24 protein-coding genes are annotated in these 22,910 nt (G+C 69.6%); 6 read left to right on the top strand and 18 right to left on the bottom strand.

Annotated features, from left to right (window positions below; all coding sequences use genetic code 11):
* Positions 1-145 precede the first annotated feature (145 nt).
* Together AC3WOH_RS11810 and AC3WOH_RS11805 are read left to right on the top strand one after the other, a co-directional pair.
* Entirely contained in the window at positions 146-1,141 is a 996-nt protein-coding gene (locus AC3WOH_RS11810; protein ID WP_492229522.1) for a tripartite tricarboxylate transporter substrate binding protein, read from the top strand.
* Positions 1,138-2,325 (top strand): M20 aminoacylase family protein, encoded by a 1,188-nt coding sequence (locus AC3WOH_RS11805; protein WP_492229521.1) that lies wholly within the window; start codon positions 1,138-1,140, stop codon positions 2,323-2,325. The genes AC3WOH_RS11810 and AC3WOH_RS11805 overlap by 4 nt, the downstream gene beginning before the upstream one ends.
* Here the strand turns inward: AC3WOH_RS11805 and AC3WOH_RS11800 are convergent.
* Together AC3WOH_RS11800 and AC3WOH_RS11795 are read right to left on the bottom strand one after the other, a co-directional pair.
* A complete protein-coding gene (locus tag AC3WOH_RS11800) occupies positions 2,312-3,355 on the bottom strand; it encodes a phenylacetaldoxime dehydratase family protein (protein WP_492229520.1) in 1,044 nt (347 codons plus the stop codon). The two genes, AC3WOH_RS11805 and AC3WOH_RS11800, sit on opposite strands and share 14 nt — an antisense overlap.
* Before the next feature lie 7 nt (positions 3,356-3,362).
* On the bottom strand, positions 3,363-4,397 hold the full coding sequence (locus tag AC3WOH_RS11795) for a carbon-nitrogen hydrolase family protein (RefSeq protein ID WP_492229519.1): 1,035 nt from the start codon (positions 4,395-4,397) through the stop codon (positions 3,363-3,365).
* A gap of 241 nt (positions 4,398-4,638) precedes the next feature.
* Between AC3WOH_RS11795 and AC3WOH_RS11790 the strand changes: the two genes are divergently transcribed.
* Entirely contained in the window at positions 4,639-5,604 is a 966-nt protein-coding gene (locus tag AC3WOH_RS11790) for an AraC-like ligand-binding domain-containing protein (protein WP_492229518.1), read from the top strand.
* Positions 5,605-5,627: 23 nt separating this feature from the next.
* Positions 5,628-6,416 (top strand): GNAT family N-acetyltransferase, encoded by a 789-nt coding sequence (locus AC3WOH_RS11785; RefSeq protein ID WP_492229517.1) that lies wholly within the window; start codon positions 5,628-5,630, stop codon positions 6,414-6,416.
* Between the two features lie 6 nt (positions 6,417-6,422).
* Here the strand turns inward: AC3WOH_RS11785 and AC3WOH_RS11780 are convergent, their stop codons facing one another.
* Both AC3WOH_RS11780 and AC3WOH_RS11775 read right to left on the bottom strand, forming a co-directional pair.
* Entirely contained in the window at positions 6,423-7,016 is a 594-nt protein-coding gene (locus tag AC3WOH_RS11780) for a hypothetical protein (RefSeq protein ID WP_492229516.1), read from the bottom strand.
* A gap of 3 nt (positions 7,017-7,019) precedes the next feature.
* A complete protein-coding gene (locus AC3WOH_RS11775) occupies positions 7,020-7,628 on the bottom strand; it encodes a DUF1003 domain-containing protein (RefSeq protein WP_492229515.1) in 609 nt (202 codons plus the stop codon).
* Positions 7,629-8,024: 396 nt separating this feature from the next.
* Here AC3WOH_RS11775 and AC3WOH_RS11770 point away from each other — a divergent pair, with 396 nt between their 5' ends.
* Together AC3WOH_RS11770 and AC3WOH_RS11765 are read left to right on the top strand one after the other, a co-directional pair.
* The gene (locus AC3WOH_RS11770) at positions 8,025-8,669 is read left to right on the top strand and encodes a lipocalin family protein (RefSeq protein ID WP_492229514.1); all 645 of its coding nucleotides are present in this window, start codon (positions 8,025-8,027) and stop codon (positions 8,667-8,669) included.
* Positions 8,670-8,727: 58 nt separating this feature from the next.
* Positions 8,728-9,090, top strand: a complete 363-nt coding sequence (locus AC3WOH_RS11765) for a FlxA-like family protein (RefSeq protein WP_492229513.1) — start codon at positions 8,728-8,730, stop codon at positions 9,088-9,090.
* Between the two features lie 123 nt (positions 9,091-9,213).
* On the opposite strand, the gene AC3WOH_RS11760 is transcribed toward AC3WOH_RS11765, so the two are convergent.
* The 14 genes from AC3WOH_RS11760 to AC3WOH_RS11695 form a co-directional block, all read right to left on the bottom strand.
* Positions 9,214-10,233, bottom strand: a complete 1,020-nt coding sequence (locus tag AC3WOH_RS11760) for a porin (RefSeq protein WP_492229512.1) — start codon at positions 10,231-10,233, stop codon at positions 9,214-9,216.
* A gap of 137 nt (positions 10,234-10,370) precedes the next feature.
* The gene (locus AC3WOH_RS11755; RefSeq protein WP_492229511.1) at positions 10,371-11,330 is read right to left on the bottom strand and encodes a PDR/VanB family oxidoreductase; all 960 of its coding nucleotides are present in this window, start codon (positions 11,328-11,330) and stop codon (positions 10,371-10,373) included.
* 37 nt (positions 11,331-11,367) lie between these two features.
* The gene (locus AC3WOH_RS11750) at positions 11,368-12,399 is read right to left on the bottom strand and encodes a Rieske 2Fe-2S domain-containing protein (RefSeq protein WP_492229510.1); all 1,032 of its coding nucleotides are present in this window, start codon (positions 12,397-12,399) and stop codon (positions 11,368-11,370) included.
* A 38-nt stretch (positions 12,400-12,437) separates the two neighbouring features.
* Entirely contained in the window at positions 12,438-12,662 is a 225-nt protein-coding gene (locus AC3WOH_RS11745) for a recombinase-like helix-turn-helix domain-containing protein (RefSeq protein ID WP_492229509.1), read from the bottom strand.
* A gap of 56 nt (positions 12,663-12,718) precedes the next feature.
* Positions 12,719-13,699, bottom strand: a complete 981-nt coding sequence (locus tag AC3WOH_RS11740; RefSeq protein ID WP_492229508.1) for a Bug family tripartite tricarboxylate transporter substrate binding protein — start codon at positions 13,697-13,699, stop codon at positions 12,719-12,721.
* 72 nt (positions 13,700-13,771) lie between these two features.
* Entirely contained in the window at positions 13,772-14,767 is a 996-nt protein-coding gene (locus tag AC3WOH_RS11735; protein ID WP_492229507.1) for a Bug family tripartite tricarboxylate transporter substrate binding protein, read from the bottom strand.
* A 34-nt stretch (positions 14,768-14,801) separates the two neighbouring features.
* Positions 14,802-15,761: a VOC family protein gene (locus tag AC3WOH_RS11730; RefSeq protein WP_492229506.1), complete on the bottom strand. Its 960-nt coding sequence runs from the start codon at positions 15,759-15,761 to the stop codon at positions 14,802-14,804.
* Between the two features lie 16 nt (positions 15,762-15,777).
* On the bottom strand, positions 15,778-17,265 hold the full coding sequence (locus tag AC3WOH_RS11725) for an aldehyde dehydrogenase (protein WP_492229505.1): 1,488 nt from the start codon (positions 17,263-17,265) through the stop codon (positions 15,778-15,780).
* Between the two features lie 11 nt (positions 17,266-17,276).
* A complete protein-coding gene (locus AC3WOH_RS11720) occupies positions 17,277-18,077 on the bottom strand; it encodes an aspartate dehydrogenase (RefSeq protein WP_492229504.1) in 801 nt (266 codons plus the stop codon).
* 14 nt (positions 18,078-18,091) lie between these two features.
* Positions 18,092-19,771, bottom strand: coding sequence for a thiamine pyrophosphate-binding protein (locus AC3WOH_RS11715; protein ID WP_492229503.1), 1,680 nt, complete (start codon positions 19,769-19,771; stop codon positions 18,092-18,094).
* Entirely contained in the window at positions 19,764-20,588 is an 825-nt protein-coding gene (locus tag AC3WOH_RS11710; protein WP_492229613.1) for an SDR family oxidoreductase, read from the bottom strand. The genes AC3WOH_RS11715 and AC3WOH_RS11710 overlap by 8 nt, the downstream gene beginning before the upstream one ends.
* A 5-nt stretch (positions 20,589-20,593) precedes the next feature.
* Entirely contained in the window at positions 20,594-21,433 is an 840-nt protein-coding gene (locus AC3WOH_RS11705) for an IclR family transcriptional regulator (RefSeq protein ID WP_492229502.1), read from the bottom strand.
* Positions 21,434-21,444: 11 nt separating this feature from the next.
* Positions 21,445-22,329: an alpha/beta fold hydrolase gene (locus AC3WOH_RS11700; RefSeq protein WP_492229501.1), complete on the bottom strand. Its 885-nt coding sequence runs from the start codon at positions 22,327-22,329 to the stop codon at positions 21,445-21,447.
* An 8-nt stretch (positions 22,330-22,337) separates the two neighbouring features.
* Positions 22,338-22,874 (bottom strand): cupin domain-containing protein, encoded by a 537-nt coding sequence (locus tag AC3WOH_RS11695; protein ID WP_184864574.1) that lies wholly within the window; start codon positions 22,872-22,874, stop codon positions 22,338-22,340.
* Positions 22,875-22,910 lie beyond the last annotated feature (36 nt).

Below are 22,910 nucleotides of genomic sequence, written 5' to 3'. Positions count from 1 at the left end.
AAGATGGCCCGGCTGACCTGCACAACGTGCCCCGAAAGAGCTGCGTGGCAGGGCCAGAGGGTGTCGAAGAAACGCATGCCATGGCTGCCATGGCCGCCTACCAAACTGTCCGCAAGGGATCTAAATGACGCACACAACGATTGCGATGAAACGCCTGCTCGCCACACTGGCCGGGCTCACGGGCCTGGTGCTGGGCGCCAGCCCCCTGGCCGCCTGGGCCCAGGCCCCCACTGCCTACCCCGCCAAGCCGGTGAGCCTGATGGTGCCCTACCCCGCGGGCGGCCCGTCGGATGCGATGGCGCGCATCCTCAACACGCCCATGACCCGTGAGCTGGGCCAGCAGGTGATCGTGGAGAACCTGGGCGGCGCGGCCGGTGCCATGGCCGCGCAGAAGGTGCTGGCCGCGCCGGCCGATGGTTACTACATCTTCCAGGGCTCGCCCAACGAGGCCATCCTGGCGCCGCTGGCCAATGCCGCGGTGAAGCTGCGCACCGAGGACTTTCGCCTGGTGCACCCGGTGTCCGACGCGGCCATGGTCTTCGTCACGCGCAAGGACCTGGGCGTGAACAGCGTGGACGAGCTGGTCGCACTGGCGCGCACGCCGGGCAAGGATCCGCTGTCCTACGGGAGCGTGGGCATCGGCTCGCTGTACCACCTGATCCTGGAGAAGGTGCAGCAGACCACGCACACCACCATGCAGCACATCCCCTACAAGGGCAATGCGCCACTGCTGCAGGACCTGGGCGGCGGCCAGCTCGACTTTGCGGTGCTGGTCTATAGCGCGGCCATGGGCGCCATGGCCGACCAAGGGCGGCTCAAGATCATCGGCCAACTGGGTGCACAGCGCTCGGAGATGCTCAAACACATTCCCACCGTGAGCGAAGGCAAGACCCTGCCCAACTTCTCGTACAAGATCTGGACCGGCTTCATGGTGCCCAAGAAGACGCCCGAGCCCGTGGTGCAGCGCCTGCACCAGGCCATCGGCCGTGCGCTCAAGGACCCGACGGTGCACACGCAGTTGGCCGCGCAGTCCATGGTGGCGTCGCCGGCCATGACGCTGGCCGAATCCACCGCCTTCTTCGAGAGCGAGACCGCGCGCTACCGCGAGATCGCACGCTCCATCAACCTGCAGCCGCAATGATGACGACGATGCACAGCAGCCTGTTCGACACCTTGCAGCAGCGCGCCAGCGAGTTCATCGCCCTGCGCCGCGACATCCACCGCCACCCCGAGCTGGCCTTCGAGGAGCAGCGCACGGCCGAACTCGTGGCCGAGCGGCTGGAACGCTGGGGCTATGCGGTGGAGCGCGGCATCGGCGGCACGGGCGTGGTGGGCCGCCTGGTGCGCGGGCACGGCACCAGGCGCCTGGGCCTGCGCGCCGACATGGACGCCCTGCCCATCACCGAGGCCACGGGTGCCGCCTGGAGCAGCGCCCACCCCGGCGTGATGCATGCCTGTGGGCACGATGGCCATACCGCCATGCTGATGGCGGCGGCCTGGTACCTGGCGGAGCACGGGCAGTTCAACGGCGAGCTGAACCTGATCTTCCAGCCCGCGGAGGAAGGCGGCGGCGGCGCGCTGCGCATGATGGCCGATGGCCTGTTCACGCGCTACCCCTGCGACGCCGTGTTCGCCATGCACAACATGCCCGGCGTGGCCCAGGGCCACCTGCTGTTGCGCGAGGGGCCGGCCATGGCATCGAGCGACTACGCCACCATCACGCTGGACGGTGTGGGCGGCCATGGCGCCATGCCGCACCAGGCCATCGACCCCGTGGTGGCCGCGGCCAGCCTGGTGATGGGGCTGCAGACCATCGTCTCGCGCAGCGTGGACCCCCAGCAGATGGCCGTGGTGACCGTGGGCGCGCTGCATGCGGGCCAGGCCAACAACGTGATCCCCGCCAGCGCGGTGCTGGAGATCAGTGTGCGCGCCATGGACAGCGGCGTGCGCCGGCTGCTGGAGCAGCGCATCCGCGCACTGGTGGAGGCCACGGCCACGGGGCATGGCGTGCAGGCCCGCATCGACTGGCGGCCAGGCTATGCCGTGCTGGTCAACACGCCCGAAGAGACGGCCCTGGCGCGCCAGGTGGCGCTGGAGCTGGTGGGCCCCGAGCGCGTGACCCTGCAGGCCGCGGCCCTGCCGGCGAGCGAGGACTTCGCCTTCATGCTGGAGCAGGTGCCGGGCTCCTACCTGCAGATCGGCAACGGCAATGCCCCGGGCGGCTGCATGGTGCACCACCCGGGCTACGATTTCCATGATGGCAACATCGTGGTGGGCGGCGCGTACTGGGTACGGATGGCCGAGACTTTTCTCACGCCGCAGTGACGGCCCCGAGCATGCCCGTGCGCGGGTGGCAGTTGAAGTACTCGAAGTACTGCTCTTCGGCCCGGGCCACCGTGACCTCGTGGTAGAGCTTGAGCTGTGCCGCCGGGCCCATGGTGCCCAGGTACTTCATGGCCGCGCCGAAGATGGCCACGTGCGTGGGGTGCGACTCGGCCCAGCGCTCCAGCGCCGCCAGGCTGCGCCACCAGCCCATGCCGAAGCTCTTGTCCACGGGCTGGCCGGTTGCATCGACCACGGCCATGTAGCGGTTGGCATAGCAGTCCACTGCGCGGCCCTGGTGCTGCAGGAAGTCCATGCCGGCGCGCAGCACCGGCTCCACTTCCTCGGTGTACATGCGGCGCTCGTCGCCCTGGGTACCGGTCCAGTCCTGCCCGGAGCGGATGAGGCACAGGTTTCCGTGCGGCAGCACGCGTTGGTGCAGGCCTTCGGTGACGACCTGCGGCGTACCCTCGGGCACCATGCCGTCGGTCTGCGACAGGGCCAAGCGGTCGCGCATGCCGCCCCAGTAGGCATGCTCCTGGATGGGCTCACCCAGTCCGCTGGAGACACCGGCCACGCCCTCCACCACGTCGGCCGAGAACAGGGTCTCGAAGCGGTCCGCAGCAGGCTGCAGCACCTCGGTGAACAGGCCCAGCCCGGGGTCATTGAAGGCCCCGGATGCCCAGCGCGCGCCATGCTCGGCGAACCAGGTGGCGTAGGCGGCCGGGTCGTCCCAGTAGCCGATGCTCACCGTGGTGAGGTAGCCGGCAGCGTCCACGCACTGCGCGCGGTCCCAGTGGCCCGGGCCCTTGGCAGCGGCAAAGGCCTCGGCAATGCAGTGCAGCGCCCGCGCGGCCAGGGCGGGCGCGGGCGCATCGGCCCGGTGCTGCATGCCGAAGTAGGCCATGACCACGCGCGTGACCTCGGGGCGGTAGCGCGCCACCGTGGCCGGGTACGGCGGCACATAGTCATCGGGCACGCGGCGGTGGCGCAGGCGCGGGCACTGCAGGTGCGGGGGGATGGCGGATTCCATGGCACGCTCACTCGGCCACGGCTGCGACAGGCTCCGCAGCGACGGCTTCGTTGGCCGCCACGGGGGTGGCCATGCCGGCCGGCACCTGCGACACCACACGGTCGCCCGGCGTCTGGTTGAGCAGCAGGCGCGTGACGTCGGGCCGCGCATAGTGGCCGGCCGGGTCGGCCGCCGTCTTGGCCAGGGAGATGGTGCCCAGATCGATGTCGGCCAGCACCAGGCCCTCTTCCTTCTCGCCCAGCGGGGTGCCCAGCGACGCGCCGTCGGGCCCGTAGATGCGTGCAAAGCCGCCGCCTTCGAGCAGCAACTGGCGCTGCAGGTCGTCGGTGCAGAGCATGGCCACCATCTCCTTGGACACCGTGGCGCAGGGCGCGACCACGAAGCAGCCGCCCTCGACCGCATAGACCTGGCTGGCGGCGTTGTTGACCTCGGCCCCCAGCGCATGGGCCGCGCCGCGGTAGAGCGAGAAGCTGGGCCATGCACCCACGTGGATCTGCTCGTTCTGCGCGTACATGGCGTACTTGCTCAACGGCTGCAGGTGCTCCCAGCAGGCCAGCATGCCGACCCGGCCGATGGCGGTGTCCATCACGGCCAGGTCGCTGCCATCGCCCTCGCCGAACACGGTGCGCTCCACGTGCGTGGGCTTGAGCTTGCGCCGCGTCTTGACCACGCGGCCCTGGTCGTCGAACAGGGCCTGGGCGATGTAGAGGCTGCCGCCCGCGCGCTCGCTGTAGCCGGTGGACATCCAGATGCCGATGTCGCGCGCGGCCTGGGCCAGGCGCTGGAACTCGGCCGAGCCCACGACCAGGGAGTTGTCGTTGTAGCGCTGCACGTACTGCATGCCCAGGGCGGGCGCGCTGAGCCAGATCCACCAGGGGTAGCCCGGGATCCAGGTTTCGGGAAAGGTGACCAGCTGCGCCCCCTGCTTGGCGGCCTCTTTCATCAAGGCGATGGTCTTGTCGATGGTGGCGTCGAGGTCGAGGAACACGGGCGCAGCCTGGACGGCGGCGACGCGCAGGTGGGGGTGGTGGGTGGCGGGCATGGGGGACTCCTTCAAATGCAGGGTTGGCGATGGCAGGATTTCACTGCGGGCAGGTCGCTCCGTCTTGCCCCAGGCTCGCGCGGTTCTTGATTCCAGGCCACTTGACTGGAACTCTCCCGCCCCTTGTCCCAGACTCGCCACCCCGGGTTTACCGGCATGGGCCTTGCTTGAAGAATGGACGCGGCAGGAGGATGATGGGCACATCGCCTCACTCCCTCTCCCGCCCGCTTGAGACCCGCCCATGAGCCAACTCTTGAGTACCGACGCCATCGCCCCGCGCGAGCGGCTGGCCTACTGGACCGACATGATCTGCACCACCTATGTGCAGCTCGAGTGCGATGCGCCGGATGCACCAGGCTTTGGCGGCTCCATCCAGAGCCACCACCTGCCGGGGCTGGACCTGTCGGTGGTGCGCTCGCGGGCGCAGCGCGTGGTGCGCACGCCGCGTTCCATCTCGCGCGCCGCAGACGACTGCTTCATCGTGAGCCTGCAGACGCGGGGGCATGGCGTCATCTCCCAGGACGGGCGCGATGCGGCCGTGGCCCCCGGTGACTTTGCGCTGTACGACAGCACCCGGCCCTACACGCTGCAGTTCAGCGAGGACTTCGAGGAGATCGTGCTCAAGCTGCGCGGCGAGCAACTGCGCGCGCTGGTGACGGGCACCGAGCAGCTCACGGCAACCACCGTCTCGGGCCGCAGCGGCGCCGGGCACCTGATGGCCCACATGGTCACCGCGCTGCGCGACGAGGCGGATCGCCTGCCCGCAGCCTCGGCCGCTGCCGTGGCCAGCGGCGTCATCAGCGTGCTGGCCGCCGGCCTGCAATCACTGCCCGCCTGCAGCCTGGTCGAGCCCTCGGCCATGGGGGCTTACCATGTGGCGCGCATCAAGCGCCACATCGACGCGCGGCTGCGCGACCCGGGGCTGAGCGTCGAGTCCGTGGCACGGGACCTGGGCATGTCCAGCGGGCACCTGCACCGCCTTTTCAAGACCGAGCCCCAGTCCCCCTCGCACTACCTCTGGGGCCAGCGGCTCGATGGCGCCAGCCGCGAACTGCTGGACGCACGGCGCGCCAGGGCCTCGGTCTCGGAAATCGCCTTTGGCTGGGGCTTCAACGATGCGGCGCATTTCAGCCGGGCCTTCAAGGAGCGCTTTGGGCGCGCGCCGCGCGAGTGGCGCGCACAGGGCCCGGCCGCCGCCCAGGGCTGAGCGGCGCCGGCACAATCGGCTGCATGCATGCACTGGATCCACGAGACTTCCCTGCCCTGACCCTTTTGCGCGACGGGCTCCATGCGGGCACCGAGATCATGGCGGCCGTGCTGTCGGGCCACACCCGGGGCCGCATCTTCACCCCCACCCCGAGAGACCGGGACACCGCCTTTGTCTACGACAACGGCTTTTGCGTGCTGGCAGGCGCGGTGCCCGATGCGGTGTTCGCCAGGTCCTGCATGGACTGGCTGCGGCACCACGCCGGTCAGGACTTCTTCATCCTGTACCCCGGCCACGCCGGCTGGGAGCCGGTGATCGAGCAAAGCGTCACCATGGCCGCCGTGCAAAAGCAGCAGCGCGTGGGCTTTTCATTCGACCCCGCCCGCTTCGCCGCGGCGCGGCATGCGGCACCGCTTCTGCCACCAGGTTATCGCCTGGCGCCCATGGACGCGGCGCTGCTGCGGCAACTGGGCGATGGTCCCTACCCGTTCGCGGCGGCCATGTGGGCGTCCGACGCGCTGTTCGAGCGCGAGGGCGTGGGCTTTTGCGTGCTGCATGGCGGCCAGGTCGCCAGCCTGTGCTACTCGGTGTTCGTGAACGGGCTGCGCCACGATGCCGACATCTGTACCTTGGACGGCCACCGGCGGCAAGGCCTGGCCCGGGCCGTGGCGACGGCCTTCATCGGCGGCTGCCTGCAGCGTGGGCTGACGCCGGGATGGGACTGCTTTCGCCACAACCGGGCGTCGTACGATCTGGCCCGGTCGCTCGGCTTCGCGCCAGCCCACGAATTTTCCGTCTACGCCCGGGAATAGCCCGGGCTATGCCGCGGCGACCACATGCAGCACCCCGAAGGGCATGTGGTGCATCAACTCGCGCAGCAGCAGCAGGGTGGTGGCGAACTCCACGCTCTCGGGCAGGCCTTCGCTCGCAGCGGGCCGGCCCTCGGAGACGGCTGCCAGGCGCTGGAACAGGCGCTCCATGGCCTCCAGGCTGAGCTGCATGGCGGGAGCGCTGGGCACGCCGGCCAGCTCGGCCAGGGCCAGCAGGTGGGCGTCGGTGGACCACCAGGCCGCGCGGGCCGCCCCCGGCTGCTGCGCGTACTGCCGATGGGCCAGGTAGACCTCGTCCTCCACGCTGGCGATGGCGTTCTCCAGCTCCAGCGGCGTGGGCACATCGCGCCGGAAGAAGTCGCGTGCGGTCTTGTGCCGGCCCACGGTCAGCGAGACCAGGGGGCCCGGCGTGCCGCCCTCGCCCAGCAGGGCCACCAGGGTGTGCGCGGTGCCCATGTGCAGCAGCGCGACAGGCTGGCCAGGCCCGGCATGGCCGCGCAGCGCCTGCCAGGCGGCAGCGATGTCGAAGGGCCGGGCATGGCCCGTTGCGGCGGCGGGTGGCAGGGGGTGGCTGGCAAACATGGCTCAGCCCTGCCGCGCACTGGTGTCCGCACCGGAGCCACCCGACTGCTGCACACCGGGCGGCCCGGCCTGCTGCTGGATGCGGGTGTTCGCGGGCACATAGTGCATGCGGTGGTGCATCTCCAGCGTCAGGGCCTCGATGCGTTCGCTGAGTTTCTTGGTCACCTCGGTCAGGCGGGTGTTCTGCTCCAGCAGGTCGAGCAACCGGGCGCTGTTCTGCGCGGCCAGGGCCTGGCGCTCTGCGGTGGCCTGGGCCAGGGCCTCGCGGTGGCGGGCGTCGGCGTCGGCATGCATGCGGTCGCGTTCGGCCTGGCGCGTCTGGGCCAGCAGGATCAGCGGCGCGGCGTAGGCGGCCTGCAGGCTGAAGGCCAGGTTCAGCAGAATGAAGGGATAGACGTCGAAGGCCACCACGCCCGCCAGATTGAGCCCGATCCACACGGCCACGAAGCAGGTCTGCGCAAGCAGGAACCGGGGCGAGCCGAACATGCGCGCAAAGGCCTCGGCCCGGCGCGCAAAGCCATCGTTGCCAAAAGGCGGCGACAGGTGGTCATGCTGGCGGTGAAAGCGCAGGTGGTCGGAACCCGGGGCCGGGGTGGTGGTTGGCGTCGTCATGTGGAAAACCTCATTCGTTCGTGCGAGCGGTGGCAACGGGCCCCCATCGGAGCGCCGGGCGGCACCTGCATGCCTGCCACTCTACCCGCTGGGCGCGTTCAAGTTCTGTGCCAGCGGGCACGGTGACCAGGACGGGCCGCCAATCTCATCGCCGATCCGTGAATTTTGTGGCAACCAGGGCCCCGGATTGAGGGCCCGGCCATCCCCGGCGGCACAACCCCGTGGTGTGATGCGGCATGGCGGCCCATCCGGCCGACAGGCGATGCCAGCCCGCGCCTACATGCGGCGGCCAGCGCCCCCACTACATTGACCACACCGCCGCACCACAGGCAGCGCCCGCCCCGACAGCCGGCCCATGCCAGAACTGCGGCAAAGCCTTCAGCCAGGGACACCACCATGCCTGACACCCTTGTCGCACTGCGAGACATGCCAGTACCCGCCCCGGAGCACGCAGCCCCTGCGGCCGCGCGCTCGGTGGGCCGCCGCATCCTGCCCAACACCATTGGTGTGCTGGCGCTGGGTGCGGTGCTGTTCTTCACGGCCTGCTCCACGCACCCGCCTGCCGGCATTGCGCCGGTGGTGGGCTTCGACGCGCAGCGCTACGCGGGCCAGTGGTACGAGGTGGCCCGGCTGGACCATTCCTTCGAGCGCGGCCTGCAGCAGACCACGGCCAGCTACACCCCCCAACCGGACGGCACCATCCAGGTGGTCAACCGCGGCTTCGATCCCGGCCGCGACCGCTGGAAGCAGGCCGAGGGCAAGGCGCGCTTTGTCGGCGACACCCGCCAGGGCGCCCTCAAGGTCTCGTTCTTCGGACCGTTCTATGGCGGCTACAACGTGGTGGCGCTGGACCCGGACTACCAGTGGTCCATGGTCATCGGCTCCAACCGTGGCTACCTGTGGATTCTTTCGCGCACCAAGACCCTGCCCCCCGGCGTGCGCGAGCAGTTGCTGGCCCAGGCCAGGTCGCTTGGGGTGGAGGTGGACAAACTGCTGTGGGTGGCCCAGGACGGTCCTGCCGCCGCCAAGCCGGCCAGTTGAAGCGCACAAAGCCCCCACGCCGCACTAAAGTTTCGTGCCCGCTGGCCGATAAGGGGGCATGCAAGTTTCATCTTCGTCATCGGCAGGCAAGGTGTCGTCGTCCAGCGGGGGCGGAGGCAGCGAGATCGCCAAGCTGCAAAAGCAGTTGCGCGAGCTGACCGACGAACTCAAGAATGTGGCCACGTCCGACCTGGATGCCAAGGCCAAGCAGGACAAGGTCAAGCTGCTGCAGGCGCAGATCCAGATGGTGCAGGCACAGATCACCGCCATCCAGCGCGCACGCCAGCAAGAGCAGCAAGATGCCCAGGCGCGCAAGGCCGAGGCGGCGGCCCAGGCCGCACGCGAGCAACGTGCCAAGACGGAGGCCCAGGCCAACGGCGCGGCGGCGGGCCTGGGATCGCAGGTCGATACCTACGCCTGAGCGCCGGGCCTTCGGCCTCATACGGAATCGCATTCGACCGTGTCACTGGGCGGGAAGCCGCAGACAGTGCTGTAGCACGGCAAGGCGAACCAACGACGTTGGACGGTTGAAGGCGAATCCGTATCAGAAGTTGTGGCGGATCCCGATCTCGTAGCCGCTGGAGCTGCCGCCCAGCGTGGTGCCCGTCGCCGCCAGCCCCTGCAGGCCGATGGACCGCTGGGCCCCTGAGTCGTTCTTCAGCCGCGCAACGGCGCCATAGACCTGGGTGCGCTTGGAGAAGTGGTAGCCGTAACCCAGGGCGAGCTTGTGCCAGTCGGCACTGCCGGGCTGGGTGCTGTAATGGCTGACCTGGGCACGCAGCTCGCCATTGCCCAACGGGGCCGTGGCGCCCAGTTCGATGGCCGTGATCTTCACTGCGCCCTTCTTCTCCGAGGCCCAGAGCAGCATGGGCCGGACCACGCCGAAGTCGTAGGAAACGCCGGCATTGCGGGCCTTCACGTCCTCCGCCCCGGTGGCGCCCTTGAGGCTGCCGGCGGCCAGCGAGGCGTTGAAAGGCCCCGTGCGGTAGCCCACGCGCGCGCCGGCATAGTTGCCCTGCTTGGAGTTGTCGGCGTTGGAGGGCTGTTCGCCGAACGCATACTGCACCTGGCCGTAGAAGCCGCCCAGCTCGCGCGGCAAAAAGTAGCCCACCGCATTGCTGACCTGGATCGGTGCGCCCAGCATGATGAAGGCGTTGGTGCCGCCCACGCCATTGGTCAGGAAGGGATCGAAGATCAGCGTGTTCAGGAAGGTCGCGGCATCGTCACGGCCCAGGCGCACCTCGCCGAAGGGGCCCGACAGGCTGACCGTGGCGCGGCGGTTGAAGGCCAGGGCGCCGCTGGTCTTGCCCGAGCCCGAGTCCACGTCCAGCCCGGCTTCGAGCCAGAAGCCCGCGGCCAGGCCGCCGCCCAGGTCTTCGGTACCGCGAAAGCCCAGGCGGCTGATGTTGGCGCCGCCGGTGGACAGGCCGGTGCGCGAGACGCCCTCGCCCGTCACGTGCGCCACGCCGACGTCGAGCACGCCGAACAGGGTGACGGAAGACTGGGCCGAGGCGGCGCCTGCGGTGGCCAGCACGGCCAGCGCGATCCAGGTTTTTTGGTGCATGCGTTCTCTCCTCCGGCAGGTTCGCCGGTCATGTGTTTCTGAGGTCGAAGGGAGGACGGGAGCGAACAGCCGAAGATGCGGCGGCCTCCCCCAAAGCCCGTCCGGGGGAAATTCGGGGCTGCGTCGTCAGCGGCGCATCACAGGTCGAGGGCCAGCGATTCGCTCTTGCAGCCAGAGACGCAGACCATCATGGCCTTGTTCGAGGCGCGCTCCTTGGCACTGAGCACCGAGTCGCGGTGGTCCGGCTCACCGGCCAGCACGCGCGTCTCGCAGGTTCCGCACACGCCTTCGCTGCAGCTGTATTCCACCGCGATGCCGGCATCGAGCAGGGTGTCGAGCAGCGACTTCTCGGGTGTGATGGTGATGGTTCGGCCGCTCTTGCGCAGCTCCACGGTGTAGGTGGCGCGCGCATCGGACGAGGCGGCCACCTCGACGGCGGCAAAACGCTCGATGTGCGCGTTCTCGTGCCCGAGCTCGGCACACAGCTTCTCGAAGGCGTCCAGCATCACCGTGGGGCCGCAGGCGTAGTGGTGCGTCTGCGCATCGGGCGCGCGCCGCTGCAGCAGCGCGCGCAGGTCCGGCGGCCCGCCCTGCTCACTGTCGAAGTGCAGGTGCAGCGGCACACCGAGCGCCTCGAGTTCGGCCACGAAGGCGGCGCTTTCGCGCGAACGGGCGAAGTACATCACCTCGACCGAGCGGCCCAGCACCTTGAGGCGGCGCGCCATGCACAGGATGGGCGTGATGCCGATGCCCCCCGCGACCAGCACCGTGTGCGCGGCCTCTTCGTGCAGCGCGAAGTTGTTGCGCGGCGCCGAGATGGGCAGCCGCATGCCCACGCGCAGCTGCTCGTGCACGCAGCGCGAGCCGCCGCGGCTGGCGCGGTCGCGCAGCACACCGATGACATAGCGACCGCGCTCCTCGCTGGCGTTGCACAGCGAGTAGTTGCGCACCATGCCGTTGGGCAGGTGCAGGTCGATGTGCGCGCCGGCGTCGAAGGCCGGAAACGGTTCGCCGCCGCGCACGGGGCGCAGTTCGATGCTGATCACATCGTCGGCCTCGAAGCGCAGGGTGTGGACAAAGGCGTTCAAGATACTCATGGCAATGGCTCCCGGGGCATGGCGCGTCTGCGTGCGCTCAGGCCGGCACGGTAGCGGCTTCCAGTTGCTCGGTGGCCAGCTTGCGCAGGTGGCGGCGCAGGCGCACCAGGCCGATGTCGTGCTGGTACAGGTGCTCGTTCTGGTTGGCGTCGGGCTCCATCTGCTCAAGCATCACGCGGTCCTGCTCCAGCACGGCCCAGTGGCGCGCTTCGAGTCGGTTGCGGTAGAGAAAGCGCCAGGTGTCGCGCTGCCAGGCGCTGACCTTGCGACAGCGCCAGAAGAACACGCTGCACAGGCCCTCGTTGATGGGCGTGGCGCAGGCGATGATGGCGAAGTTGCCGCCGGGGCCGCCGGTCTTGGGGTAGGGAATCTCCAGGCGCATCCAGTGCACGCCGGTGTCGCCCCACTCCGTCCAGTCAAAGTTCACGCCGCGCTGGCCCACCTTCTCGAAGACGAAGCCGGAATCGGTGTCGCGGATCTGGAAGGTGGCCGTGCTGTCGCCTTCGGCCATCGAATGCGACTGCTTGTGCAGGAAGGTGCCGTGCATCGGATCCATCACGTTGTCGATGGCGTAGCGGTAGTCGCCCTTCCACTCGGCGTAGCAGAGAAAGTGCGAGTAGTCGGGCGCGCTCAGCTCTTCGGGCAGGGTCATCGGCGGGGGCGTGTCGATGTTGGTGTCGCTGTTGTAGAGGAACACCGCGCCGTAGGCCTCCTGCACATGGAAGGCCAGCGCCGCGCGCGAGCCTTCGAGCTTGCAGCCGGGGCTGCCGGGCACCTTGGTCACGGTGCCGTCGCAGCGCACTTCCACGCCGTGGTACGGGCAGGCCAGGCGATCGCCCAGCACCATGCCCTGCGACAGCGGCGCGCCGCGGTGCGGGCAATGGTCTTCCAGCGCATGCAGGGTGCCGGCGGCGTCGCGCCACAGGGCGATCTTTTTGCCCAGGCGGCGCAGCGAGACGGGGCGCTCGCCGATGAAGCCCGAGGGGCAGATGGGATGCCAGAGGTTCTTCAGCCCGTCGCGCAGCAAGGCGTCGACCGGGTCCTTGGCGAAGGAAATGGTCTTGTTCATGGGGACTCCTGGGGGTCTGTGGTCTCGTGGCGCTTTTTTCAGTGGCCCAGGCGGGCCATCAGGGCCTGGAAGTTCTCTTCGGTCCAGGCGGCACCGTTCTCGCTCGCCGGGCCGGTGCGGTTGAGGTAGGCCACGAGTTCGGGCAGCGTGTAGGCGCCTTCGCCGAAGGCGCGCTCGATGGCGTCGCCCAGCAGGTCTTCGAACATGGTGGGCAGGCGCGTGCGGGCCTGGTGCGGTTCGAGGTAGCGTTCGGTGGTGGTCATGGGGGTCTCTCCTTGTGCGGTCGGTTCGGCGCTCACTGGTGCTGTGGCGCCGTGGCTCAGTCGGCCTGGATGCCGAAGTCCTTGATGATTTTTCCGAAGCGGGCGTAGTCGCCCGCATTGCTCTTGGCCAGCCGCGTGGCATCGCCGCCGCCGGGCAATGCGCCGAACACGGCCATCTTGGATTGCACGTCGGGCATCTTCAGGATCTCGTTGAAGTGGCCGTTGAGGGTCTTCACGATGTCGGCCGGCAGGTCCTTGGGGCCGAACAGGCCTTGCCAGGCGCCCACCTCCACGCCCTTGTAGCCGAGCTCGGCCAGGGTCGGCACGTTGGGCGCCAGGGGCGAGCGCTGCGCGTCGGCCACGGCCAGCGCGGCCACCTTGCCGGATGCGAAGTGGGGGGCGACCGGCCCCAGGGTCATGAAGGTGACAGGCACATGGCCGCCCAGCACGTCGTTCACCGCGGGCGCGACGCCGCGGTAGGGTACGTGCGAGAGCTTCACGCCCGCGGACTGGTTGAACATCTCGCCCAGGATGTGCATGGGCGAGCCGCTGCCCGGGCTGGCATAGGACAGGGTCTTGCTCTTAGCCTTGGCGACCAGGTCCTTGAGGTCCTTGCCGCCGGTCTCGGTGTTGGCGGCCACGAACAGGGGCTGCACGCCCGTCTGCACGATGGGCGTGAGGCCGTTGATGACGTCGTAGCTCGCGCCCGCACCGGTCTTGAGCACCAGCTGCGCGATCGAAACGGTGCTGGGTGCCAGCAGCAGCGTGTAGCCGTCCGCAGGCGCCTTGGCCACATAGGCGGTGCCGATGGTGCCGCTGGCGCCGGGCTTGTTGTCCACGATCACCGGCTGGCCCAGGCGCGTGCCGAGCTTTTCGGCATACAGGCGCGCCATGGCGTCGGTGTCGCCACCGGCCGGGTAGGCCACGATGAGGGTGATGGGCTTGCTCGGGTAGGCCTGGGCCCAGGCAGTGCCGGCGCAGGCTGCGGTACCGAGAGAAACAGCCATGGCAAGCGCCTGGCGACGTGTGATTTTCATGGTGGGAAGTCCTTGAGGTTGCAGTCGGTCCGGCGCGAAGCTGCGCGCCATCGGAGGGGGTGAAACGGTTCTTTATTGCGCCTCGATCTTTCGCGCCTTGATGATGGGCGCCCAGACCGCGGTCTCCTTGCGGATCAGCTCGCCGAAGGCAGCGCCCGAGGTGAGCCACACGCCCATGCCCTGCTTTTGCAGCTGGGCCTTGACGGCGGGTTCGCTGAAGATCTGCGCGATGTCGCGAGCCAGTTGCTCGACAACCGGGGCCGGCGTGCCCTTGGGGGCCATCACGCCGTACCAGGAGGACAGCGCCACGCCTTGCACCCCGGCCTCGGCCAGCGTGGGCACATCGGGCAGCTCGGACGCGCGAGCCGGGTCGGTCACGGCCAGGGCGCGCAGCTTGCCCGATTGGATGTGGGGCAGCACCGAGGGCATGTTGCCGATGATCATGGGCACGGTGCCGCCGAGCACGTCGTTGAGGCCCGGACCCGTGCCCTTGTAGGCCACATGCAGGATGTCCGCCCCGCTCTGCTGGCGGAACAGCTCGCCCGCCAGGTGCAGGCTGCTGCCCACGCCGGGCGAGGCATAGCTGATGCTGTCGGGCTTGGCCTTGGACAGCGCCACCAGCTCGGCAATGGTTTTGGCCGGCACGGCCGGGTTCACCGCGATCACGTTGGCCGCCTTGGCCAGCGAGGACACGGGCGCAAAGTCGCCGTCCACCGTGTAGCCGAGGCGGGGCATCAGCGTGGGGTTGATGGTGAGGTTGCCCTGCGGCACCACGAGCAGGGTGTGGCCCGTGGGCGCGGCGCGCTTGACCAGCTCGATGCCGATGTTGCCGCTGGCGCCCGTGCGGTTGTCCACCACGGCGGGCTGCTTGTAGCGTGCCGTGAGGCCGGTGGCCAGGATGCGCGAGAGCGTGTCCACCGGCCCACCGGGCGGGAACGGCGCGACGATGCTGAAGGCCTGAGAAGCGAGCTGCCGCTCGGCGTCCGAGCCCTGCGCGAGCGCGGGCGCCAGCAGCAGTGCACAGACGGCGCCGGCCAGGGCCTGGCGAAGGAAGGTGGGTCGTTGCATGGTGGGTGCCTGCCTTGTCTGCCTGCTTGTCTGCTTACTTGCGGTCGGTGATGAACTGGCCCTTGGGCGCTTCGGCGCTCTTCTGCCGGCGCGTGTTGCCGTCGATGCCGCCTTCGATGGCCCATTCGGCGAACACCGTGGGGCCGGGCTCGAACTCGCGCGGCTCCCAGTCGGCGGTGAGCTGGTCTTCGTCGGCGTAGTACTCCACCAGCGCGCCGGCCGGGTTGCGGAAGTACCAGAAATAGGCCGACGAGATCGGGTGCCGGCCCGGGCCGAGCTGGGTCTCCCAGCCGCAGCGCGAGATGTGCATGCCGCCGCCGAACACCTCGTGGATGTCGCGCACGGTGAAGGCCACGTGGTTCAGCGCGGAGTCGCCCGCGGGGCGCTGCAGCAGGAAGATGTCGTGGTGGCCGCCATCGGGCGCGCAGCGCAGGAAGGCACCGCGGCCCGGGTAGCGGTCGGATGCGGCAAAGCCGAAGTGCTGCACATAGAAGCGCTCGCAGGCCGCCACGTCCTTCACGAAGAACACCACATGGCCGACCTCGATCGGCGTGGCCCGCTCGTAGGCGGGGCTGGCCCGGTTCACGCGGCCCTTGCGGTTCCAGGTGTTGTAGTCGGCGCTTTGCACGTCGATGTCGCGCTTGCGCGTGACCTGCAGGCGCACCGACAGGCCGTTCGGGTCGGTGCAGCCGATGCGCCCTGCCCCCACCGTGAAGCCCGGCTGCCAGCGGATGGACTCGGCGTACTGCGCCAAGTCGGCCTCGCTCTGCACACCCCAGACCACCTCGCGCAGCGTCGGGCCGCTTTCCATCGCGGGCGGCAGGCCGGTGCGGGTGCTTGCGGCCACGATCACGCGGCAACCGTTCAGCGTCTCGAAGACGAGCTGGTCGGCTTCTTCCGCGACCAGGGCCAGGCCCCAGTCGAGGAAGAAGCGGCGGCAGGTCGGCAGGTCGTCCGCGCCGTAGGTGATTTCGTCGATGCCCAGTACGCTCATGTCATGGCTCCCTTGTTCAGTTGGCCCAGGCCAGGGGCTGTTCGTTCAGGCCCCAGTACAGGCTCTTTTGCTCCATGTACTGCAGGATTCCCAGGCGCCCCTTCTCGCGGCCCAGGCCACTGTCGCGCCAGCCGCCGAAAGGCGTGGAGATGGAGAACTGCTTGTAGGTGTTGATCCACACCGTGCCGGCCTGCACCGCGCGGCCGATGCGCCAGGCGCACTTGTAGTCGCGCGTCCAGATGCCGGCGGCCAGCGCGTAGACGCTGTCGTTGGCCTGTGCGATGAGCTCTTCTTCGCCATCGAAGGGCATGGCCACGAGCACCGGACCGAAGATCTCCTGCTGGCAGATCTGGTCGCTGTTCTTCACGCCTTCCAGGATGGTCGGGCGGTAGTAGTAGCCGCGCTCGTACAGCGCACCCTCGGGCCGGGCGCCGCCGGTGCGCACCCGCGCACCTTCAGACAGGCCCAGGTCCACATAGCGCTCGATCGATTCGCGGTGCCGGGCGGTGATCAGCGGGCCCATCTGCGTGCGCTCATCGGCCGGGTCGCCGACCCGCAGCGCGGCGGCGCGCGCGCTCAGGCGCTCCATGAACGGCGCGTACAGCGAGCGCGCCACGAACAGGCGCGAGCCGGCGATGCAGGACTCGCCCGAGGAGCTGAAGATGCCGTAGAGCACGCCGTTGACCGCATGGTCCAGGTCGGCGTCTTCGAGCACCATGGTGGCCGACTTGCCGCCCAGCTCGAGCGAGACCGGCATCATCTTGTCGGCCGCGATGTGGGCGATGTGCTTGCCGGTGCTGGTGCCGCCGGTGAAGGACACGCGCTTGACCAGCGGGTGCTTGGTGATGGCGTCGCCGATCACCGAGCCGCGGCCGGGCAGCACGCTGAGGAGCCCGCGCGGCACGCCGGCCTCCTCGCAGAGTGCGGCCAGCTCCAGCGCCATCAGCGGCGTGGCTTCTGCCGGCTTGATGACCACGGCGTTGCCGGCGGCCAGGGCCGGCGCAACCTTCTGCGCCTCGCTGGCGATGGGCGAGTTCCACGGCGTGATGGCGGCCACCACGCCCATGGGCTCGTACACGCTCATGGTCATGAAGTCGCCGCGCGAGGGCGTGAGGGTCTCCTCCAGCGTCTCGCAGGCGCTGGCGAAGAACTGGAAGGTTGCCGCGGCGCTGGCCACCAGGTTGCGCGTCTCGGTGATGGGCTTGCCGTTGTCCAGGCGCTGGCGCTGGGCCAGGGGCTCGGCACGCTCGCGGATCAGTGCGGCCACGCGGTGCAGCACCGCGGCCCGCTCGTGCGGCTTTTTCTGCGCCCAGCCGCTGGTGCGAAAGGCGTGGTCGGCGCGCACGATGGCCTCGTCGACATCGGCCAGGCTGGGTGCGCGCAGCCGCGCCACGACCTCGCCGGTGGCCGGGTACAGCGTGGCGGATTCGTCGCCGCCGCCCAGGCGCATCTCGCCGCCGATGTTGATGGGCAGCAGCTCTTGGGATTCAGTGGTGAGCGGCATTGTGGAATTCCTTAGATCGACAGCGCACGGCTGCGGTTGTGCAGGGCGCGGACCACGCTGTAGACGGTCAGCGCGGAGGTCTTGGGGTTGGCCGCCAGCGGCTTGCCGCGCATCGTCAGCTCGAAGCTGCCGAAGGCGCCGCGCGCCTCGACGTGGTGGACGTTCTCGCCCACGGCCGGGTCGGCGAAGAGCTGCACCTCGGTGCGCTGCAGGCCCAGGCCTGCGAACGCCAGGGTGGCCGCGACGTTGGCGTTCTTCGGGTAAAGCCGGGCCGCCTCTTCGGCACTGCCGCGGAAGATGCAGTGCGCGCTGGTCAGCCCGGCGAGGTCGCAGACCTCCTGAGCCGGCGTGCCGGTCCAGGCCAGGGGCGGCTTGCGGCCGGTGTAGACCACCGTGTCGAGCCCGCCCACGCGGGCTGCGGCCAGCGCGTCGATGCCGCCGATGGCCCCCGAGAGCAATTGCACCTGTGTGTTGCCGCCTGCGGCGGCCTGCTCCAGCGCCTGCGCCATGCCGGGCGCACCCAGGGCGCCGATGGAGACCACCACGCAGGGGATGCCGCGCGCGAGCGCCGGCAGCACGTGCTCGGCCACCGCGCCGTGGCCGGCGCACTCGACCACCAGGTCCGGTACTGCACCGTCGAGCGCCTCGCACACGCGGGCCTGGGGTGCCCAGCGCGCCGCCACGGCCTGGGCCTGCGCATGGGCGGCCGCTGGCGCGACGATGCAGTCGACCGCGATGCGCGGGTCGCCGTGCAGCAGCTCCAGCACGCTGGCACCGATGGCACCGCAGCCGATCAGGGCAATTCTGAGCATGGCGTGGCGTCTCCTCAGGCCACCGCCGCCGCGACCTTGGTCGGCGGGCCGGCAAAGGCGGTCTTGAAGCTGCCGATGGAGAGCATGTCGATCTCCAGGATGAAGGGGCCGCTGGCGGCCAGGGCCTTGTCCAGGCCCGCGGCCAGGTCGGCGAGCTGGCTCACCCGCACGTGGCCCAGCTGCAGCGCGGCGCACAGCTGCGCGTAGTCGGGCGTGTGCAGGTCCACATAGCAGCGGCGGCCGCCGTACTGCGCGTCCTGGATGTTCTGGATCACGCCGTAGCGCTGGTCGTTCATGAGCACGAAGACCACGTTGGCCTTCTCCTGCACGGCCGTGGCCAGCTCGCCCAGGTTCAGGATGAAACCGCCGTCGCCCGAGAGGCACAGCGTCTTGCGGCCCGAGGCCGTGACCGCCGCGCCCACGGCAGCCCCCACGCCCATGGCCAGGCCCTGGCCGATGCCGCCGCCCAGGGCGTGCACCCCGGCGCGCGGATCGAAGATGTGCAGCTGGCGGTTGCCCCAGGTGCTGTTGGACACCGTCACGTCGCGCACCCAGTTGAAGTTGCGGCCGGCGGCCTGCTGCAGCTGCTGCACCAGCTCGGCATAGGGGCCCAGGCCGTCGAGCAGAGATTTCTCGGCGGCGGCACGGGCGGCACGCAGCTCGGGCATGAAGCCGGGGTCGATGGACAGGCGCCCTTGCAGGCGGTCGGCCAGGCCTTCGAGCACGAGTTGCGCATCGCCCGCCACGAAGTAGTCGGTGGCATAGCAGCGGCCTTCGCTGGCCGGGTCGGCATCGACCCGGTACAGCGGGCGCGGCAGCTTGAGCTCGTACTTCAGCGTCTCGTTGCCGCGCAGGCGCGAGCCGACGACCAGCATCGCATCGCAGGTCTGGTAGAAGTTCTCGACCGGCTTGTGCAGGTTGTAGGCGCCGAGCGAGCGCGCATCGTCCTCGGGCACGATGCCCCGGCCCTGGGTGCTGGTGACTACGCCCACGCCCAGTGCCATCAGGCGGGCGACGGCGGCCCCGGCATGGCGTGCACCACCGCCCAGCCACAGCAGCGGGCGGCGCGCCTTGGCCAGGCGCTCGGCCAGTTCGTCCAGCGCACGCGCCGACGGCACGGCGGGCGCCACCGGCAGCGGCTGCAGGTCGGTCGGCGCAGAGATCAGCGCCGCCTGGATGTCGATCGGGATCTCGACGCTGACGGGGCCGGTGGGCGCGGTCAGTGCGGTCTGCACGGCGAGCTTGATGGTGCTCAGCGCAGTCTCGGCGCTGCGCACGCGGAAGGCGGCCTTGGAGACGGACTGCAGCATCGCCAGCTGATCCGGCGCCTCGTGGATGTAGGACAGGCTCTGGTCCAGGTACTGGGTCTCGATCTGGCCCGTGAGGTGCAGCAGCGGCGTGCCAGCCGTCAGGGCCTCCACCATCGCGCCGGCGGCGTTGCCCGCGGCGGTGCCGGTGCTCGTGAGGCAGACACCCAGGCCGCCCGTGGTGCGGGCATAGGCATCGGCCATGTTGGTGCCACCGGCCTCGCCGCGCGCCATGACGAAGCGGATCTTGCCGCGCTCGTTGAAGGCGTCGAGGATGGGCATGTTGTGGATGGAAATCACGCCGAAGGCAGCCTTGACGCCGCATTCTTCGAGGAAGGCGGCGATGGCGGCGCCGACCGTCATGGGGTGGTTGTGGTTCTCAGGCATGGTGGGAAAGACCTCCGGATATGTCGATGTGGCTGCCCGTCGTGTACGACGAAAGCGATGTGGCAAGGAAGACGATGGCGCGCGCCGCTTCTTGCGGCAGGCCCAGGCGCCCCAGGGGAATGCGTTTGCGTGCGGCGAGCTCGCCCGTCCAGGCGTCCCAGTCGAGGGCACGGTTCTCGCGCGCCTCGAAGCGGCGGCGCCATTGGCCGGACTCGATCAGCCCGACCAGGATGCCGTTGACGCGCACGCCCGCGGGTGCGAATTCGGTGGCCATGGAGCGCACCAGGTTCTTGATGCCGGCGCGCGCGGCCGAGGTGGCGACCATGTGCGGCTCGGGCTGCTCGGCCAGCAGCGAGTTGACGCAGACGATAGCGGCCGAGCGCTGCTCGGCGGTGCCCGGTGCGGACGCGCTGCGCTTGAGCTGCGGCAGGAAGGCGCGCGTGGGATGGATCACCGAGAAGAACTTGAGGTGTAGCTCTTCCGTCCAGGCCTGGTCGGCGGTGTCGGCAAAGGTCGACACGCGCCCCTGGCCGGCATTGTTGACCAGGATGGAGGCCGTGCCCAGCGCCGCCTCGGTGTCTGCGGCGAAGCGCTGCATGTCGGCGGCCTCCAGCACATTGCAGACAGCCCCAAACAGGCGCGCTGTGGGAAAGCGCGCGCGCAGGCCGGCTTCGGCATCGCGCAGGCGCTTTTCGTCGCGGCCGCAGAAGGCCACGGCGGCGCCGCTTTGCAGCAGCAGCTCCACGGTGGCCAGGCCGATACCCGAGGAGCCGCCGGTGACGACGGCGACGGTGGAAGTCAGGTCCAGGAGGTTCATCATGGTCAGAGAGGGCGCAGTGCAACGACCTTGTCGGAGGCATCGCCGCGTGGCTGGTAGTTCAGGAGGCCGGAGAGTTCGTCGGCCGAGGCGCGCACGCGCTGCACCAGTTCTTCCAGGCGGCTCTCGTCGATGTGGCCCGAAGGGATGGTGGCGCCCAGCGCGGCGATGATGCGCGAGCTGCTGTCGCGCACGGGGGCCGCAATGGTGGAAATGCTGGCCTCGTAAAAACCTTCGCCTAGCACATAGCCGCGCTGGCGGTCGACTTCCACCATGTTGAAGAGATCGAGCACGGTCTTGGGCGTGCTGCCGGAGAACACCTCGAGGTGCTCCTCGGGGTAGAGCGCGCGCAGTTCGGGCAGGGTCAGGTCTTCGAGCAGGATGCGGCCCAGCACCGTGGCGTGGGCCGGCAGGCGCGTGCCCACGCGCACCGAGCTGGTCAGCGGGGTGGGCGGCGTGACCTTGGCCACATAGACGATGGAGCGGCCATCGCGCACCACGATGTTGCAGGGGTAGCGGATGGCATCGCACAGGCGTGCAATCACCGGCTGGCCCAGTTCGGTCAGCTCCAGCGAGGAGAGGTACTCGAAGCCCAGGCGCAGCACGGCCAGGCCCAGGCGGTACTCGTTGCCGCTACCGATGCGCTCCAGGAAGCCCATGGATTCGAGCGTGTTGAGCAGGCGGAACACGGTGGAGCGCGGCAGGTCGAGGCGGCGCGCGAGTTCGGGCGCGTCCAGCGTGCGGCTGTCGCGGCTGAACTCCCCGAGCAGGCGCAGGCCGCGCTCCAGGGCGGGCACGATGTACTTATCGCTGGCGCCGTCTTCGGCAAGGTTCTTTTCGGGCATGGTGCGGGTGCTCAGTGGCAGGTTTGGTGAACGGCGCGCAGGATCAGGCGCGCCACGGCATCAGGCTGCTCGACGGGGCTGGCATGGCCGGCGCCGACAATGACTTCGAAGGGCGCCCCCAATGCCTCGGCCACGGCACGGCAGGCGGCCGGCGGGGTGACGGCGTCTGCATCGCCGCAGGCCACCTGCACCGGCATGGCCAGGCGCTGGGCCGCCAGGTCGCTGGCGCACAGCAGTTCCACGGCCTGCAGGTAGCCGGCGGGATGCAGGCGTGCCGTGTTCCACTGCACCCAGGCGCGCTGCGCCGCATCGGCGGCCGGCGACAGCAGGCGTGCGGGAATGCGCTCGGCCATGCCATCCACACCCAGCGCCTGCAGCGACTGGCGGCGCTCGCTGCGCACGCGCTCACGCTCGGCCGCACGGCCCGGTGCGCCGTAGCCGGCGGCGGGGCTGATGAGCAGCACACGGTCCACACGCCCTGCCCCCTCGCCGCGCGCAAAGGCGCAGGCCATGAGCGCGCCCAACGAGTGGCCGACCAGCACGCAGCGCTCTATACCGACGGTCTGCAGCAGCTCGTGCAGGCGCGCGGCGTAGTCCGCATCGCTGGGCGCGGCAGCCGCCAGGGGTGTGGAATCGCCGTAGCCCGGCGCATCCCAGGCCAGCACATGGGCGTCAGCGCCGATGCGCGTGGCCACATGGACCCACGAGGCCGCACCCGAGCTGATGCCGTGCAGCAGCACGACGCTGGGCTGGTCGCCCGGCACACCGCACTGGCGCACCGCCACCTGCGCACCAGAGGGCAGGCGCACGGTGTGCTCGCCAAAGCGCCGGGCCAGCAGGTCCAGCGCGGGCTGCAGCAAGGCAGGGTCGAGAGCGGAGGCCGCAACGCAAGCCATGGCGGTGCTCAGCGCTTGATCTTGGCCAGGGGGTGGTCGGCCGGGTAGGTCGGCGTGATGGGCTTCTTCGCGCCCAGCATCACGCACATCAGCGCGTCCTCGTCGCCGATGTTGATCTCCTCGCGGTACACGCCGGGCGGCACCGAGACGACATCGCGGTCGGTCAGGATGGTCTCGAAGCGCTCGCCGTCCTTCTCCAGCACCAGCTTGAGCTTGCCGCGGATCAGGAAGAACACCTCTTCCACGTCGACGTGCAGGTGCGAGGGGCCTTCGTTGCCGGCCGGGATCACCATGGTGGAGAAGGTGAAGTGCTCGGCGGGGATGGTGTTGCTGTCCTGGGCCACACCGGTGCCGCCGGTGCCGATGTAGCGCATCTGGCCGCGGCGGTACTTGGGATCGAAATCGGCCTGGAACTTCAGCGCATCGAAGTCGTACTTGCGGGTGGAAAAGCGCGCGACCCGGCTCTCCATCCACGAGGCGAAGCTTGCGCCTTCGGGCTGGTCCCAGCTCTTGGGAAGTTGCTGCTGTTCGGAAAGATCGCTCATGGGAAAGACTCCTGTGAAAGATGAAATGGCTTTGGA

It is taken from the genome of Acidovorax sp. FW305-C-20-28 (assembly GCF_058783375.1).
The sequence above is the reverse complement of the archived record's forward strand: the minus strand, read 5'-3'. Positions and strand labels throughout refer to the sequence as shown.